Origin of the sequence: Streptomyces sp. NPDC127068, assembly GCF_042724695.1 — a bacterium.
Taxonomy (GTDB): domain Bacteria; phylum Actinomycetota; class Actinomycetes; order Streptomycetales; family Streptomycetaceae; genus Streptomyces.
The window spans coordinates 40,632-56,805 of the sequence record NZ_JBHXEN010000028.1 but is presented as its reverse complement, the minus strand read 5'-3'; the positions used below and the strand labels follow the sequence as shown (position 1 = coordinate 56,805).

The following is a 16,174-nucleotide window of genomic DNA, read 5'->3' as shown; positions in this document are numbered from 1 at the left end:
CGCCCCGCCCGCAGGCCCGCCGCGTGCGAGAGACCACCGGGAGGTACCGCATGCCAGGGACGACCACGGCCGCCGCGCGCGGACCCGCGGACGCCCCCCGCCCCCGCGCCGGGGCGCACCTCGACCGCTTCCGCGCCGCACTCGATGCGACCCGCGGCCCCGGCGGCGACGCCAACCGCTGGCTCGTCCTGCTCGTCCTGTGCACCAGCCTGCTGCTCGTCGCCGTCGACGCGACCGTCCTGCACGTCGCCGTACCCGCCGTCACCGAGGACCTGCGGCCCAGCGGGGTCGAACTGCTGTGGATCGTCGACGCCTACCCCCTGGTCTGCGCCGCCCTGCTCATCCTCTTCGGCACCCTGGGCGACCGGATCGGTCGACGCCGGGTGCTCCTCTTCGGGTACGCGCTGTTCGGCGTGGCCTCCGCCCTCGCCGCCCTCGCCGACGAGGCGGGCGTCCTGATCGCGGCCCGCGCGCTGCTCGGGGTCGGTGGCGCGATGATCATGCCCGCCACCCTGTCGATCCTGCGGCAGGTCTTCCCCGACCGGCGCGAGCGCGCCCTCGCCATCGGCGTCTGGAGCGCGGTCGCCGCCGTGGGCGCGGCGCTCGGCCCGCTGCTCGGCGGGTTCCTGCTCGAACACTTCTGGTGGGGCTCGGTCTTCCTCATCAACATCCCGCTGATGCTGGTCAGCCTCCCGGTGGGACGGCTGCTCCTGCCCGAGTCCACCGGTGGGCAGGACGGACCCTGGGACGTGGCCGGTGCGTTGACGGCCGCCGCCGGACTGTTCGCCCTGGTGCTCGGGGTCAAGCGGCTCGGTAGCGGTGCGGCCGGCCCGGACGCCGAGGGGCTGCTCACCCTGCTGCCGCTGCTCGGCGGGGCCGCCCTGCTCCTCGCGTTCGTGCGGCGCCAGCGGGCCCGGCGGCACCCGCTCGTCGATCTGGGCATGTTCGCCCGGCCGGCGTTCAGCACCTCGGTCGGCTGCATCGTCCTCGCGATGCTCGCCCTCGTCGGGCTGGAACTCGTCGCCGCCCAGTACCTGCAACTCGTCCTCGGCCTCTCCCCGCTGGAAACGGGGATGCGGCTGCTGCCGCTCACCGTCGCCGCGATGGCCGCCGGTCTCGCCGGGGCACGGATGCTGCGGCGGCTGGGGCCGCGGACGATGGTCGCGCTCGGCTTCGTGCTGACCGCCGTCGCGGTCCTCACCCTCACCTTCATGGGCCACCACGACAACCGCGGGCTGCTCCTCGCCGGGTTCCTGATGCTCGGCTTCGGTCTGGAGACCACCCTCTTCGGGGCGTACGAGTCGATGCTCGCGGAGGCCCCGGCGGAGCGGGCGGGGGGCGCCGCGGCCATCGGGGAGACCTCGTACCAGCTAGGTGCCGGCATCGGCATCGCCCTGCTCGGCAGCGTCATGAACGCCGCCTACGGGCAGGGGGTGGCGGGCGCGGCGGGGGTGCCTTCCGGTGCGCGGGAGGCGGCGAGCCATTCGCTGGGCGAGGCGTACGAGGTGTCCGACCGGCTCGGTGGTGCGGCCGGTCAGGGTCTGCGCGAGGCCGCGCGCGACTCCTTCGTGACCGGGTTGCACCTGACCCTGGTGGTGAGTGCGGTCCTGTTGCTGCTCGGCGCACTGGCCGCGCTGCGGCTGCCCCGGGTGGCGGTGGACTGCCCCGATCCGGGCACCGGACCCTGCCGTCCCGCGGTGGGCGCCGAAGTGCCCCAGCCCCGGGCTGCCGCCACGTCCCGCGCCTCCGCCGACGCGGTGGTCTGAGCGGTCGGACCTGCCGTCGTCGCGGTCCCGTTGCGGCGGGGTACGGGGGCCGTCGTCCCGTCCTGGGCAAGGCGCTCACCGGGCTCGACGCCTACCGCGACGGGGCCCTGCGGCCCTGCGGTGCCGGTCCGGGCGGTTGCCCGGGCCGGGCGTGGCGCCCCGGCCGCGCCGGTGAGCGGCCTTGCCTCAGCTCTGGTTGAAGAAGTTGTCGGCCCGACGGCTCGGTGCCTCACCGTTGACGATCTCGGTGTGCGAAGGCGTCAGCAGGAAGACACGGGTGGCCACGCGCTCGATGGAGCCGCGCAGCCCGAAGGTCAGCCCGGCCGCGAAGTCGACGACGCGCTTGGCGTCGGAGGACTCCATGGCCGTGAGGTTGACGATGACGGGGACGCCGTCCCGGAACAGTTCGCCGATGGCCCGGGCGTCCCGGAAGCTGTCCGGGGTGACCGTGCCGATCCGGCGTCCGCCCTCCTCGGCGGTGTCCGAAGCCACCTGCACGCGCGGATCGGTCACCCAGGCGTTGCCGTGGCCTTCGGTCGCGTCATCCGTGTCGTGCTCGTAGCGGTCGTAGTAACGCTCGTCATCGTTGTCGTCGACGAGGCCAAGCCAGGCACTCGCCTTGCGCACCGATCCCATGGACGCCTCCTCTCACAGCGGTCTTGCGTGGTTCCGTCCCCTATGGTCGACCATGATGCTGACAACGCGCCAAGGGGAACGTGACCGCGCGGGCTTTTCGTGACGGTACTGGTGCACAGCAAATCGGTTGTGGTCCCTTGATTCCAAGGGTCTTGCGGAACAACGCTGCTGACTGTGAGTGAAATATGATTTCTCGCGGCGTTTGGGTGACGGTCGGGGCGTCCGGGTGAACGCAGGTCCCGCTAGCATGCCGGGCCGAAAGGTCGTACGGCGGGGGAGAGATCGTCATGTTCGGGATAGTCAGGCCGTGTCGTCATCGTCTGGGGGAGCAGCTCAGCTCCGCATGGATGGCCCATTTGTGCGGTTTGTGCCTGTCGCTGCGAAGGGATCACGGGCAGTTCGCCCGACTCGTCACGAACTATGACGGTCTGTTGGTCTCGGTCTTGACGGAGGCTCAGGTCGAGCCCGGTGCGCAGGGGCGGCGCCGGGCGGGCCCCTGTCCGCTGCGCGGGATGCGGGGCGCGTCCGTCGCCCGGGGCGAGGGTGCCCGGCTCGCCGCCGCGGTCTCGCTGGTGCTCGCCGCCGCCAAGGTGCGCGATCACGCCCTCGACGGTGACGGTCTGTTGGCGCGCAGGCCCCTGGCGGCAGCAGCCAGGCGTGTCGCGACACATTGGGGCAAAGCGGGTGCGCGAACCGGTGCACATGTGGGATTCGACACCGCCGTGCTGGTGGACGCGGTCGACCGGCAGCCGGGGATCGAGGCGCTCGCCGGCCCCGGCACCCCCCTGCTGAGCGTCACCGAGCCGACCGAGACCGCCACCGCCGCGGCCTTCGCGCACACCTCCGTGCTCGCGGGCCGGCCGCACAACGCCGTGCCGCTCGCCGAGGCGGGACGTTTCTTCGGGCGCCTCGCCCATCTCCTCGACGCCGTCGAGGACCGCGAAGCCGACGCCGCGTCCGGTGCCTGGAACCCGCTCGCCGCCACCGGTACCGACCTCGTCGAGGCTCGACGCCTCGCCGACGACGCCCTGCGCGGGATACGGCTGGCCCTGCGCGAAGTCGACTTCACCGACGGGCGGCTCGCCCACCGGCTACTCGTCCACGAGCTGCGGGACTCCGTGGACCGGGCCTTCGGGGTGCGTGCCTGTTCCCACCCGGCCCCGGGCGGTTCCGCCTCCGAGGTGCTGTGGGCGCCGGGCGCCGAAGCCGCGCACGGGCCCGGGGGTCCGTACGCCCCCGGCGGCCCGTACGCCCCCGGCGGTCCCGGCGCCCCGGGCGGCCCCCGACCGCCCCTGCCGCCGCACCGGGACCGCCGGGGGACGGTCGCCGGCTGTCTGGTGTGGGCCGGGCTCGCCTGTACGTGTCAACTGTGCTGCGATCACGACGACCCGTGGTCCAGGGAGCGCCGCCAGGGCTGGTGCAACCACTGCGACTGCGGAACCTGCTCCGACTGCGGCAACTGCTGCGGCTGCTGCGACGGGTGCGGGTGCGGGTCCTGCGACTGCGGCTGCAACTGCTGACCGTCGGCGGTCACCGGCGTCCCGCCGACGGTCGGCGGGACGCCCGGGGCGCTCAGCGCTTCGCCTCGGGCGGGGAGATCTCCGAAGACTTCAGGGCGGAACCGGTGGTGCCCCACTTCGCCAGGATGCGGTCGTACGTGCCGTTCTCGATCAGCTCGTTGACCGCGGCCCGGAACGCCGGCGCCAGCGGGGTGCCCTTCTTGAAGGCGAAGCCGACGTCCAGACGGTGGTACTCGTTCAGGAACGCGAACCCCTTCTGCTGCGCCACCGCGTAGCGCAACCCGTTGATGGTGCTCATCACCACGTCGGCCCGTCCCTGCTGGAGCGCCGACCAGATGGCGCTCTGGTCACCGTACGTCTGGACCTCGTACGGTTCCTTGCCCGCGTCCTCGCACCGCTGCTCGCCGTCCTGGAGCGTGGCCTCGAAGGTGGTGCCCGCGCCCGTGGCGACCTTCCGTCCGCACAGTTGCACCAGGTCGGTGACCTTCGGGAGGGTGCTGTCCGCGCGGGTGGCGAAGCCCTGGCCGTCGTTGATGTACGTCACGAAGTCGATGGTCTTGCGACGCTCGTCGGTGACGCCGAAGTTGCCGGTCCCGATGTCGTACTTGCCGCTGCCGAGGGCGGGCAGGATCGCCTCGAAGCTCGCCACCTCGCGCTGGAGTTCGATGCCGAGCACCTCGGCCACCGCGTACGCGAAGTCGACGTCCTGGCCCGCGAGGGTCTTGCCGTCCTTCAGGTACGAACTGCCCGGAGGGTTGCCCCCGACGCTGAGGGCGAGGGTGAGCGAGCCGCGTTCCCTGACCGCTTCGGGGAGCAGCGCCGAGACGGCCGGCACCTCCTCCAGCCCGGACACCACGTCCTGGGTCGGCAGCGCGGCGTTCTGCACGGCACCCGCCCGACCGCTCGGCTCCTCGCCCGTCGATTCACCCGCTCCGCACGAGGTGACCGTCAGTGCGGTGGCGGTGATCAACGCGAACGTGACGAGACTGCGGTGTCGGGGCAGCGTGGACGTACTCATGGCGTGGCGTTCTCCAAGAACCGGCAAATGAGACGGATGTCCGAAGAGTGAGAAGTGGGGGAGGTCCGTGGCGCGGAGGTCCGGTCGGTGCCCGCGCGGCCCGCGCCACCGACCCCGCGTCACCTGGGGGAACGCGGTGGACGGGTGCGGGTCGCGGGCGCTGCGGACACGGCCGAGCAACGGGAAGGGCGGGAACGGCGGGATCAGCGGGAACGGCGAGGAACGCTGGAGCGAGGGGGATGAGCTGGGGGTGCGTGTGAAGGCCCTGCGATAACGGGAGGTGCGGGGGTGGGTCAGCGCGGGGGGCGCGGCGCCGCGAGACGGCCGCACGGGCGCGGAGCTGGCGACGGTCCGGGGTCGCCGCCTACGCGGACGAACACGCCGTCACCTGGGAGAACGCGGATCGGCCGGTGCGCTCACACGCGCGGGGCCGGGCAGCGCGGGGTCAGTTCAACAAGACGCCGACCACACACGACCGAAGTCGATGTGCGAGCGCGTGACCAGCCACTGCTGCGGATGCATGCACACAAGTGGAACAGGCATCCGGTTCTGCGTCAACCGACTTGAGACGCACCGCCCACAGTATGGACACCCTTGACAGTGCCTGCGCCAAGCCCCGTAATCTCAAGGCGTCTTGGGAATGTGACCGCTGCTGAGGGGCTCGGTCCAGCTCCCGTGTGAAGGCCAGTCCGTGCCGACTTCCCGTGCCCGCGGAGCCTTCGCATGTCCTTGCCCACGCTCGACAAGAGCCCCCCCGTTCCCGACCGACCCGGCGAACCCGCCGCCTCCGTACGGATCGTGCGCCGCCCCCGCATCGGCCAGTGGGTCACCGCTGTCGTCCTCGTCGGGCTGCTCGCCCTGGCCGTCCGGTCCGTGGTGCGCAACGACGCCTTCCAATGGGACGTCGTCGGCGAGTACTTCACCACCGCGTCCGTGCTGCGCGGGCTCGGCCTCACCCTGTGGCTCACCGCCCTGGTGATGGTGCTGGGCTTCGCCCTCGGCACCGTCCTCGCCGTGCTGCGGTTGTCCGACAATCCCGTCCTACGGGCGGTGAGCTGGGGATACGTCTGGCTGTTCCGCTCGATGCCGATCCTGGTGCAACTGCTGTTCTGGTTCAACATCGGCGCCCTGTACCCGCAGATCCTCGGGGTGCGGACCGTCGACCTGCTGGACCCCGTCACCGTGGCCATCATCGGACTCACCCTGCACGAGGCCGCGTACGCAGCCGAGGTGGTCCGCGGCGGCATCCTCTCCGTCGACCGGGGCCAGATCGAGGCGGCCCAGGCGCTCGGGCTCAGCCGGACCCGCCGCTGGCGACGGATCGTGCTGCCGCAGGCGATGCGCGCGATCGTGCCCCCGGCCGGGAACATGCTCATCGGCACCCTCAAGGGCACCTCCATCGTCTCCGTGATCGCCGTCGCCGACCTCCTCCACTCGGTGCAACTCGTCTACCACCGCACCTACCAGGTCATCCCCCTGCTGCTCGTGGCGACCCTCTGGTACGTGGTCGTCACCTCCGTGCTCAGCATCGGCCAGCACTACGTGGAACGGCACTACGCCCGCGGGACGGAGGCCGGTCGATGAACGCGAGCCTGGTCGTCGTGGGCGCCGGCCCCCGGGCCACCGGCCTGCTCGAACGCATCGCCGCCAACGCCCCCGCCCTGTGGCCCGGCGCCTCCCCCGGCCGGACGCCCGAGGAACTCGACATCCACCTGGTCGACCCGCACCCGCCCGGCGGCGGCCGGATCTGGCGACAGGAGCAGTCCCCGCTGCTGTGGATGAACTCCATGGCCGAGGACGTGACCATGTTCACCGACGAGAGCGTCACCCTCGACGGGCCCGTCAGCCCCGGGCCCACCCTGCACGAATGGGCCGGCGTCGACGGCACCCACTTCCCCGGGCGCCGGCTCGGCGGGGCGTACCTGCGCTGGGTGTACGAGCGGGCGGTGGCCGCACTGCCCCCCGGCGTCCGGGTCCACCACCACCCGTACCGGGCGATCCGGCTGCACGGCCCGCGCGGCGGTCGCCAACAGGTCTGGATCGAGGGCCGCGCCGAACCGCTCACCGCCGACCTGGTCGTCCTCGCCCTCGGCCACGTCGGCAGCGAACCCGACGCCGAACAGCGCGAACTCGCCGCGCACGCCGCCCGGCACGGCCTGGTCCACCTGCCGCCCGACTACACCGCCGACACCGAGCTGTCGGGCCTCGCGGCGGGCGAACCGGTCCTGGTCCGCGGCTTCGGGCTCGCCTTCGTCGATCTGATGGTGCTGCTCACCGAGGGCCGCGGCGGACGGTACCGGGAGGGCCCCGGCGGGGAGCTGACCTACCTGCCCTCCGGCCGCGAACCCGTGCTGCACGTCGGCTCCCGCCGCGGGGTGCCGTACCACTCGAAGATCGGCTACGCCTGGACCGGGGAACGACCGCCGCTGCCCCGGTTCTTCGGACCCGCGGAGGTGGACGAGCTGCTCGCCCGCCCCGGCGGCCCCGACTTCACCCGCGACGTCTGGCCGCTCGTGGACAAGGAACTGGGCTTCGCCCACTACCACCGGCTCTTCACCGGGCACCCGGACCGCACCCGGACCGCCTGGGCCGACTTCGAGGAGAAGTACGCGGCTGCCGATCCGCTGAGCCCCGAACTCGCCGCCCTGGTCGCCTCCTCGGTGCCCGACCCCGCCGACCGGCTGGACCTCGCGACCCTCGACCGGCCGCTCGACGGGCTGCGCTACCCGAACGCCGACGCGCTCCAGGACGGTCTGCGGGCCTACGTCCGCGCGGACCTCACCCGCCGCCACGACCCCGCCCACAGCCCCGACCTCGCCGTCTTCCTCGCCCTCCTCTCCGTCTACGGACAGCTCACCAGGCTCGGCGACCTCGGCACCTGGTGGCACGGCTTCTTCAGCTACCTCGCCTCCGGACCGCCCGGACCCCGACTGCGTCAACTCCTCGCCCTCTCCCGGGCCGGAGTCGTCCGCTTCCTCGGCGCCGGCATGTCCGTCACCGTCGAGGACGGCGCCTTCCAGGGACACAGCCCCTCGGTCCCCGGCCACCTGGTCACCGCCCGGGCCCTGGTGGAGGCGCGGCTACCGCAGCCCACCCTCCGGGGCACCACCGACCCGCTGCTGCGCCACCTGCACGCACAGGGGGCCCGGGCCACCCCGGCGGGACTGCTCGCCGTCGACCCCGCGGACGGCCGGGTCCTGGACCGGGCCGGAGTGCCGCACCCACGACGGTTCGCGCTCGGACCGCACACCGACGCGGGGGGCGCCGGGGCGTTCACCCGGCCGCGCACCGGCGGACCCGCCTTCCGGCAGAACGACGCGACGGCGCGCACCGTGCTCGCCTTCCTGCGCGACCTGTCCTGTCGCACCGCCGCCTGACGGACGCCGCCCGACGGCCCCGTCCCCGGCCCGCCGGTGCCCTGCCCGACCCCGTGCGCACGCGCGTACCCGAGGCTCAGAGGAATCCCCCATGTCCCTGACCAGCGATCCACCGCTCGGTTCGACCGCCCGCGGACCGACCCCGCCCACCGACGACTTCGGCTCCCTCACGGTGGTGCCCGTCCGCCACCCCTGGCGCTGGGTCGCCGTGACGGTCACCGCCGTGCTCCTCGCCCAGTTCGTCCACGGACTGGTCACCAACGCCGGCTGGGAATGGGGCGTCTTCGCCGAGTTCTTCACCGCCGAGGTGGTCCTCCAAGCGGTCTGGGTGACCCTCCAACTCACGTTCTACGGCACCGCGCTCGGCTTCGCCGTCGGGATCGTGCTGGCCTTCATGCGACTGTCGGCCAGCCCGTTCCTGAAGGCCGTCGCCTTCGCCTACATCTGGGCCTTCCGCTCGATCCCGCTGATCGTGCAACTGCTGTTCTGGTTCAACCTCGCCTACCTGTACGAGGAACTGCGGTTCGGCATCCCGTTCGGTCCCGGCTTCTTCGGCTTCGACACCATGGGCCTGGTCGGCGCGATGAGCGCGGCGGTGCTCGGGCTGGCCCTGCACCAGGCCGCGTACGCCGCGGAGATCGTCCGCGGCGGGGTCCTCTCCGTGGACGGCGGACAGCTCCAGGCAGCCGCCGCCCTCGGCATCCCGAGACTGCGCCAGATCCGCCGGATCGTGCTGCCCCAGGCGATGCGGTCGATCCTGCCCAACGCCGCGAACGAGGTGATCTCCCTCTTCAAGGGCACCTCGATCGTCTCCGTGATGGCGATCGGCGAGCTGTTCTACCAGGTCCAGGTGATATACGGCCGCAACGGACGGGTGGTCCCGCTGCTCATGGTCGCCACCGTCTGGTACGTCCTGCTGACCACCGTGCTCACCGTCCTCCAGCACTACGTCGAACGGTACTTCTCGAAGGGGGCCACGCGATGAGCGCGCCCGTACCCGCCTCCGCACCCGCGTCCACGACACCCGGAGCCGGGGACCCCGCACGGGACGTCATGGTCGACATCAGAGGCGTCCACAAGAGCTTCGGGCCACAGGAGGTGCTGCGCGGCATCGACCTCCAGGTCGGCACGGGGGAGGTGACGGTGATCCTCGGGCCCTCCGGCTCGGGCAAATCCACCCTGCTGCGCACCATCAACCACCTGGAGAAGGTCGACAGCGGCTGGATCAGCGTCGACGGTTCCCTCATCGGCTACCGGCGCTCCGGCGACAAGCTGTACGAGCTACGGGAGCGGGAGGTGCTGAAACAGCGCACCCGGATCGGCTTCGTCTTCCAGAACTTCCACCTCTTCCCGCACCTCACGGCCCTGGAGAACGTCGTCGAGGCCCCGCTCGCCGCGCTGAAGCGACCCCGCAAGGAGGCCGTCGCGACCGCGGAGCGCCTGCTCGCCCGGGTCGGCCTCGCCGACAAGGCCGGCGCCTACCCCGCGCAACTCTCCGGCGGACAGCAGCAGCGGGTCGCGATCGCCCGCGCGCTGGCCCTCCGACCGGGGCTGCTGCTCTTCGACGAGCCCACCTCCGCGCTCGACCCCGAGTTGGTCGGCGAGGTGCTCGACGTCATCAAGGACCTCGCCCACCAGGGCACCACCATGATCGTGGTCACCCACGAGATCGGCTTCGCGCGCGAGGTCGCCGACACCGTCGTGTTCATGGACGAGGGCCGGGTGGTGGAACAGGGCCCGCCCGCCGCGGTGTTGGACGCCCCCCGGCACGAGCGCACCCGCGCCTTCCTGTCCAAGGTCCTGTGACCCCCGCCGCCCCCGCCCGTCCCGACCCCTTCGATCTCTCCGATCCCCCAGCCCAGGAGCGCACCGTGCCGTCCCGCCCCCGCCCCACCGTCCCGAGCACCGACAGCACTGCGGCCGTTGGGTCGCCGTGGCGCCTGCGTGCCGTCCTGCCCGCCGCCGTCCTGCTGACGGCACCGCTGCTCGCCGCCTGCGGGAGCGACGACCCCTCGACGTCCACCGACGCCGGCTCGGCGAAGGGCAATCGGGTCGGCAACATCAACATCGGCCCCGAGCAGGACCGCGTCCGGGCGGAGAAGGACGAGCGGATCGCGGCCCTGGTGCCGAAGGAGGTCCGGGAAGCCGGCGTCCTACGGACCGGTCTGAGCGCCGACGCGGCACCCCCGCTCGGCTTCTTCGCGACCGACGACAAGACCCGCATCGGTTCCGAGATCGACCTCGCGACCCTGGTGGCCGACACCCTCGGGCTGGAGCTCGACGGGCAGATCGTCTCCTGGGAGAACCTCTTCGTCGGCCTCGACAGCGGGAAGTTCGACGCGGTCTTCTCCAACGTCACGGTCACCGAGGAACGCAAGGACAAGTACGACTTCGCGACCTACCGCCTCGACAACCTCGCGTTCGAGGCGAAGAAGGGCAGCGGCTGGAAGGTGGACGGGCCCGAGGACGTGGCGGGCAAGACCATCGCCGTCTCCTCCGGCACCAACCAGGAGAAGATCCTCGTCGACTGGAGCGAACGGAACGAGAAGGCGGGCCGCGAACCCGTCTCCATCAAGTACTTCCAGAAGGACACCGACTACTACCTCGCCCTCCAGTCCGGACGGATCGACGGCTACCTCGGCCCCAACCCGACCGTCGCCTACCACGTGGAGTCCGCCGGCCAGAGCGAGGTCATCGGGACGCTGTCGGGGGCCGGGGGCGACCTCCAGGGCAAGATCGCCGCCACCACGAAGAAGGACAGCGGCCTGGTCGACGCGTACGCCGCGGCGCTGGACCGGGTCATCGCCGACGGCTCCTACGCGAAGGTGCTGAAGCGGTGGGGGCTGTCCGGCGAGGCCATCGAGAAGTCGGAGATCAACCCCGAGGGGCTGCCCCGACCCTGACCCGACGACCACACCCCGCGCCGCCGCCCCTGCCTCCTGGCCCTCGACTTCCGCCCTCCGTCTCTTGACCCCGTGCCCCCTGACCCCGTGCCCCCTGATCCCTGACCCCCGATCCGTACCCCCGATGACCGACCGCACCGTCCCCCGAGTCGTCGACCCGCCCCCGACCAGGGCGCGCGCCACCGAGACCAGGGACCGTACCGACCTCGTCACCCCCACCAGAAGGGTCCGTCCGCATGACCGCTTCCCCCGGCCGGGGACTGCTGCACCTGGCCGCCGCCATCGACCTCCCCGGGGCGTTCGAGCCGCGGCCCCACGCCGAACTGGCGCGGCTCGCCGAACGCGGCGCCCTCGACTTCCTCACCCTCGACGACTCCTTCGGGCGCCCCGGCCCCGATGCGCTCGCGGTACTCGCCCGGCTCGCGCCGGTCACCGGCCGCATCGGGCTCGTGCCGACCGTGACCACCACGCACACCGAGCCCTTCCACGTGCAGGCGGCCGTGGCCACCCTCGACTGGGTGAGCCGGGGGCGGGCGGGCTGGCGCCCCGACGTCTCGGCGGGCGAGGCCGAGGCCCGACTGTTCGGGCGCCGGGACGCGGCGCCCGCCGACCGGTTGTGGCGGGAGGCCGGCGAGGTCGCCCAGGTGTCCCGACGGCTGTGGGACAGCTGGGAGGACGACGCCGAGATCCGCGACACGGCGACCGGCCGGTTCATCGACCGCAAGAAGCTGCACTACGTGGACTTCGAGGGCGACACCTTCTCCGTGAAGGGGCCCTCGATCGTGCCCCGGCCGCCCCAGGGCCACCCCGTCATCGTCGTCGACGCGACCGAACCCGTCGCCCGGGACACCGCCGCCCGCCACGCCGACGTGGCGCTGATCCGGGTGGCGGGACCCGAACACAGCGCGGCCCTGCGCAGCGAACTACGCGCCGCAGCCGTCGCCCACGGTCGTGACCCCGCCGCCCTGCGCGTCCTCGCCGCCCTCACCATCGACCTCGGCGAGGGCGAGTACGCCGCCGAGCCCGGCCACGGCGGGGGCGGCCCGCGCCCCAGCCCGCACGGCCCCCTCTACCGGGGCGGCCCCGTCGACCTCGCCGACCTCATCGCCGCCTGGCACGCCCAGGGAGCCGCCGACGGCTTCCACCTCACTCCGATCGAGCCGCGCCGTGACCTGGAGCGCCTCGTCAACGGAACGGTTCCGCTGCTCCAACACCGGGCCCTGTTCCGCACCTTCTACCCGGGCACCACGCTCAGGGAGCACCTGGGACTCGCGCGGCCCGCCAACCGCTACGCACGCACGGGGGCTTCCTCATGACCGACGACGTCCGCGACGGCCACCCCGCACGCCCGGGGAGCACCGGCCGTCCCCATCGACAGATCCACCTCGCCGCCCACTTCCCGGGCGTCAACAACACCACCGTCTGGTCCGACCCGCAGTCGAAGTCACAGATCGACTTCTCGTCCTTCGAGCACCTGGCCCGGGTCGCCGAAGAGGGGCTGCTCGACTTCTTCTTCCTCGCGGAAGGGCTCCGGCTGCGCGAGCACAAGGGCGCGATCCACGACCTCGACGTGGTGGGCCGTCCGGAGTCGATCACGGTGCTCAACGCGCTGGCCGCCGTGACCGACCGGCTGGGGCTCGCGGCGACCGTGAACGCCACCTTCAACGAGCCCTTCGATCTCGCCCGTCGGCTCGCCACCCTGGACCACCTCAGCGACGGCCGGGCCGCGTGGAACGTCGTCACCTCCTCGGACGCGTTCACCGGGGAGAACTTCCGGCGCGGCGGCTACCTCGACCGGGCCGACCGGTACACCCGCGCCGCCGAGTTCGTCGCGACCGCGCGCGAACTGTGGGACTCGTGGGCACCCGACGGAACCCCGCGGCCCTTCACCCACCGGGGCGAGCAGTTCGACATCGCGGGCCAGTTCACCGTGCCGCGCTCCCCGCAGGGACACCCCGTGGTGATCCAGGCCGGGGACTCCGCCGAGGGACGGGAGTTCGCCGCCTCGTCAGCGGACGTGATCTTCAGCAGACACGGCACCCTGGAAGCCGGTCGTGCCTTCTACGACGACGTGAAGGGCCGTCTCGCCCGGTACGGCCGGCAGTGGGACGATCTGAAGATCATGCCGGGTGTCACTGTCGTCCTCGGCGACACGGCGGCCGAGGCCCAGGAACGCGCGGTCGAGATCCGACAGCAGCAACTCTCCCCGCAGAACGCGATCCACACCCTGGAACTGGTCTGGGGGGTCGACCTGACCGACCACGACCCGGACGGCCCGCTGCCGACGATCGACCCCGACCCCACCTCCACCCTGGTCCAGGGGCGGGTGGCACCGGGCGACCCGCTCGCGCTCGCCGCGAAGTGGCGCGCCCTCTCCGAGGAGAAGGGCCTCTCGCTCCGGCAGACCGTGCTGGAGGCGACCGGCCGGCAGTCCTTCGTCGGAACGCCCTCGGCGGTGGCCGACCAGCTCATCGAGTTCGTGGACGCGCGGGCCGCCGACGGGTTCATCCTCGTCCCGCACCTCACCCCGGGCGGGCTCGACGAGTTCGTCGGCCGGGTCGTCCCGCTGCTCCAGGAGCGCGGCGCCTTCCGGACCGCCTACACGGGCACCACCCTGCGCTCCCACCTGGGACTGCGGGTGCCCGCCGCGGTGCCCTCCTGACCGGGGCGCCGCGCGCGGTGCGGGAACCGAGGAGCCGACGCGCGCAGTCACGACGAAGCCACGACGAAGCCACGACGAAGCCACGACGAGGGAGAACGGCATGGGTGACCGCAACCGGCGGACCGGGACGGTGGACGCCGAGCAGGAGTGGAAGCGGTGGCACGCACAGCGGACGGAGGCGATCGCCGCGCCCTACGGCCCCTTGGCGCTGCGGGGCACGCACTGGCTCTCGGACCATCCGGAGGGTCTGGTTCCGGCCATTCCGGGGCGGTGGACCACCGCGGCGGACGGCTCGGCGGTCGTCTTGACGGCCACGGGGGAGGAGGGGCTCCTCCTCGACGGACGGCCGTTCGCCGGGGAGGTGCGGCTGACCGCGGACACCGGCGGACCCGATGCGGCCCGGGTGGCGCTGGGAGGCCGACGGTTCGTCGTTCTCGCACGTGAAGGGCTGTGGGCGGTGCGGGACTTCGACCCGGCATCGGAGTCGCGCGCGGAGTTCCGCGGGATCGACGCCGCCGCCTACGCCGACCGCTGGTCGGTGCCCGGACGGTTCACCCCGTACGCCGGGGACCGGCACAGCGTCCAGGTCGAGAACGTGGACGGGCACCGGAGGGGGCTGGCGCTGGACGGAGAACTCGCCTTCGACCTCGACGGGACCGAGCACACCCTCCGGGTGGGCATCGAGCCCGACGGTTCGCTGTGGGCCGTCTTCGCCGATGCCACCAGCGGTAACGCCCCGGAGGAGGGCGGAAGCTACCGCTTCCGGTTCCTGCGTCCCCGGGCGCCCGACGCCGAGGGGCGCACGACGGTGGACTTCAATCGTGCGCTCCTTCCCCCGTGCGCCTTCGCGGACCACTTCCTCTGCCCCTTCCCGCCGCCCGGCAACACGCTTCCGCTGGCGGTCGTGGCGGGTGAACGCAACCCCGTGGGTCACTAGGGGGGCTCCCCCTGAACGGCCTCGACCAGCACGGACGACACGGAGGGGGAGGGCTGCCGACGGTGGGCGCAGGCACCCGGTGGTGCCGTGCGATCACGGGACGCCGGGGCGCCCCGGGCGCGGGGCGGCGCCGGGGCGCTCCCGTCCGTCAGTGTCCATCCGCACGGCCGAAAGGTGCCCTTGTTCCGACCTGCCCGGTCTCGGAATACTCCCGACCAGCGCTTGTCAGGGGCACGGCATATTCGCATCTGGAACGGTCGTGTCCCGACTGCGCCTCACGGGCCCTCAACACCCCACGCGGGCCCCCTGGCTTCCCTCGGGAGGAACGACAAGTGAGGATCAAGCGCACCACCCTCCGCACCACCACGAAGAGACGAACCCGGCTCACCGCCATCGCGACCGGACTCGTGGCCGCCGTTGCGCTCGCCGTGCCCTCGGCCGGCTCCGCCAGCGCCGGGACCACGGGGACGTACGACGCGGTCGCCCTCGCCAAGGCCAGCAACTCCGTGCTCGAAGCGGACGTCGCCGGCACCGCCTGGGCGGTCGATCCGGCGACCGGCCGCGTCGCGGTCACCGTCGACAGCACGGTCTCCGCGGCCGAGATCGCCAAGATCAAGAAGGCGGCCGGTGACGCTGCCGGAGCGATCACCGTCAAACGGGTCAAGGGCACGTTCGCCCCGCTGATCTCGGGCGGCGACGCCACCTACGCGACCAGTTGGCGCTGTTCGCTCGGCTTCAACGCCCGCCGCGGGACGACCCAGTACTTCGTCACGGCCGGGCACTGCACCGACGGCGCCACGAACTGGTACTCCAACTCCTCGCGCACCACCGTCCTCGGACCCACCGAGGGGTCGAGCTTCCCCGTCAACGACTACGGGCTCGTCCGCTACACCAACACCTCCATATCCAAGCCCAGCGCGGTCGGCAGCCAGACCATCACCCGCGCCGCCAACCCGACCGTCGGCACCACGGTCTACCGGCGCGGCTCCACCACCGGTCTGCACAGCGGTCGGGTCACCGCCCTCAACGCCACCGTCAACTACGGCGGCGGAGACATCGTCTACGGCATGATCCAGACCAACGTCTGTGCCGAGCCCGGCGACTCCGGCGGCTCGCTCTACGCCGGAACCACCGCCTACGGCCTCACCTCCGGCGGCAGCGGCAACTGCTCCTCCGGCGGGACGACCTTCTTCCAGCCCGTGGTCGAAGCACTCAACGCCTACGGCCTCACCATCGGGTGACCCCCTCCGGGCGGCGGGACCTTCCGCCGCCCGGACCGCACTCCGTAGGATCACGAGCCCCCGTCGCGACCCGGCGGGGGCTCGTCGTGCGGCAGGGGCCCGCACCGGGGCGGG

The 16,174-nt window shown here is 72.5% G+C and carries 13 protein-coding genes; 11 read left to right on the top strand and 2 right to left on the bottom strand.

What is annotated here, in order from left to right; translation table 11 throughout:
* The first annotated feature begins 50 nt into the window (after positions 1-50).
* A complete protein-coding gene (locus tag ACFWIA_RS19170; protein WP_387006410.1) occupies positions 51-1,766 on the top strand; it encodes an MFS transporter in 1,716 nt (571 codons plus the stop codon).
* 186 nt (positions 1,767-1,952) lie between these two features.
* Here ACFWIA_RS19170 and ACFWIA_RS19165 read toward each other — a convergent pair whose 3' ends face one another.
* Positions 1,953-2,402 (bottom strand): cell division protein SepF, encoded by a 450-nt coding sequence (locus ACFWIA_RS19165; protein WP_385495200.1) that lies wholly within the window; start codon positions 2,400-2,402, stop codon positions 1,953-1,955.
* Positions 2,403-2,689: 287 nt separating this feature from the next.
* Between ACFWIA_RS19165 and ACFWIA_RS19160 the strand changes: the two genes are divergently transcribed.
* Positions 2,690-3,922, top strand: coding sequence for a DUF5685 family protein (locus ACFWIA_RS19160; RefSeq protein ID WP_387006407.1), 1,233 nt, complete (start codon positions 2,690-2,692; stop codon positions 3,920-3,922).
* Positions 3,923-3,974: 52 nt separating this feature from the next.
* Here the strand turns inward: ACFWIA_RS19160 and ACFWIA_RS19155 are convergent, their stop codons facing one another.
* Positions 3,975-4,940, bottom strand: a complete 966-nt coding sequence (locus ACFWIA_RS19155) for an ABC transporter substrate-binding protein (protein WP_387006405.1) — start codon at positions 4,938-4,940, stop codon at positions 3,975-3,977.
* Between the two features lie 723 nt (positions 4,941-5,663).
* On the opposite strand from ACFWIA_RS19155, the gene ACFWIA_RS19150 reads away from it, so the two are divergent.
* The 9 genes from ACFWIA_RS19150 to ACFWIA_RS19110 all read left to right on the top strand — a co-directional run bounded on the left by ACFWIA_RS19150 (position 5,664) and on the right by ACFWIA_RS19110 (position 16,060).
* A complete protein-coding gene (locus ACFWIA_RS19150) occupies positions 5,664-6,524 on the top strand; it encodes an amino acid ABC transporter permease (protein ID WP_387006402.1) in 861 nt (286 codons plus the stop codon).
* Positions 6,521-8,317 (top strand): FAD/NAD(P)-binding protein, encoded by a 1,797-nt coding sequence (locus ACFWIA_RS19145; RefSeq protein WP_387006399.1) that lies wholly within the window; start codon positions 6,521-6,523, stop codon positions 8,315-8,317. Before ACFWIA_RS19150 ends, ACFWIA_RS19145 begins: the two co-directional genes overlap by 4 nt.
* Before the next feature lie 91 nt (positions 8,318-8,408).
* A complete protein-coding gene (locus tag ACFWIA_RS19140) occupies positions 8,409-9,302 on the top strand; it encodes an amino acid ABC transporter permease (protein WP_387006396.1) in 894 nt (297 codons plus the stop codon).
* A gap of 68 nt (positions 9,303-9,370) precedes the next feature.
* Positions 9,371-10,123 (top strand): amino acid ABC transporter ATP-binding protein, encoded by a 753-nt coding sequence (locus ACFWIA_RS19135; protein WP_387006505.1) that lies wholly within the window; start codon positions 9,371-9,373, stop codon positions 10,121-10,123.
* A 134-nt stretch (positions 10,124-10,257) separates the two neighbouring features.
* Positions 10,258-11,220, top strand: coding sequence for an ABC transporter substrate-binding protein (locus ACFWIA_RS19130; RefSeq protein WP_387006503.1), 963 nt, complete (start codon positions 10,258-10,260; stop codon positions 11,218-11,220).
* Between the two features lie 236 nt (positions 11,221-11,456).
* Entirely contained in the window at positions 11,457-12,536 is a 1,080-nt protein-coding gene (locus ACFWIA_RS19125) for an LLM class flavin-dependent oxidoreductase (protein ID WP_387006393.1), read from the top strand.
* Entirely contained in the window at positions 12,533-13,882 is a 1,350-nt protein-coding gene (locus ACFWIA_RS19120) for an NtaA/DmoA family FMN-dependent monooxygenase (protein WP_387006391.1), read from the top strand. The genes ACFWIA_RS19125 and ACFWIA_RS19120 overlap by 4 nt, the downstream gene beginning before the upstream one ends.
* A 100-nt stretch (positions 13,883-13,982) precedes the next feature.
* Entirely contained in the window at positions 13,983-14,819 is an 837-nt protein-coding gene (locus ACFWIA_RS19115; RefSeq protein ID WP_387006388.1) for a DUF1684 domain-containing protein, read from the top strand.
* A 332-nt stretch (positions 14,820-15,151) separates the two neighbouring features.
* On the top strand, positions 15,152-16,060 hold the full coding sequence (locus ACFWIA_RS19110) for a S1 family peptidase (protein WP_387006385.1): 909 nt from the start codon (positions 15,152-15,154) through the stop codon (positions 16,058-16,060).
* Positions 16,061-16,174 lie beyond the last annotated feature (114 nt).

Excerpts from the sequence above, each read along its gene's own strand:
- ACFWIA_RS19145 (WP_387006399.1), top strand. The coding sequence starts at position 6,521 with ATGAACGCGAGCCTGGTCGTCGTGGGCGCCGGCCCCCGGGCCACCGGC.
- ACFWIA_RS19150 (WP_387006402.1), top strand. The coding sequence starts at position 5,664 with ATGTCCTTGCCCACGCTCGACAAGAGCCCCCCCGTTCCCGACCGACCC.
- ACFWIA_RS19140 (WP_387006396.1), top strand. The coding sequence starts at position 8,409 with ATGTCCCTGACCAGCGATCCACCGCTCGGTTCGACCGCCCGCGGACCG.
- ACFWIA_RS19135 (WP_387006505.1), top strand. The coding sequence starts at position 9,371 with ATGGTCGACATCAGAGGCGTCCACAAGAGCTTCGGGCCACAGGAGGTG.
- ACFWIA_RS19155 (WP_387006405.1), bottom strand. The coding sequence starts at position 4,940 with ATGAGTACGTCCACGCTGCCCCGACACCGCAGTCTCGTCACGTTCGCG.
- ACFWIA_RS19120 (WP_387006391.1), top strand. The coding sequence starts at position 12,533 with ATGACCGACGACGTCCGCGACGGCCACCCCGCACGCCCGGGGAGCACC.
- ACFWIA_RS19115 (WP_387006388.1), top strand. The coding sequence starts at position 13,983 with ATGGGTGACCGCAACCGGCGGACCGGGACGGTGGACGCCGAGCAGGAG.
- ACFWIA_RS19160 (WP_387006407.1), top strand. The coding sequence starts at position 2,690 with ATGTTCGGGATAGTCAGGCCGTGTCGTCATCGTCTGGGGGAGCAGCTC.
- ACFWIA_RS19125 (WP_387006393.1), top strand. The coding sequence starts at position 11,457 with ATGACCGCTTCCCCCGGCCGGGGACTGCTGCACCTGGCCGCCGCCATC.
- ACFWIA_RS19165 (WP_385495200.1), bottom strand. The coding sequence starts at position 2,402 with ATGGGATCGGTGCGCAAGGCGAGTGCCTGGCTTGGCCTCGTCGACGAC.
- ACFWIA_RS19170 (WP_387006410.1), top strand. The coding sequence starts at position 51 with ATGCCAGGGACGACCACGGCCGCCGCGCGCGGACCCGCGGACGCCCCC.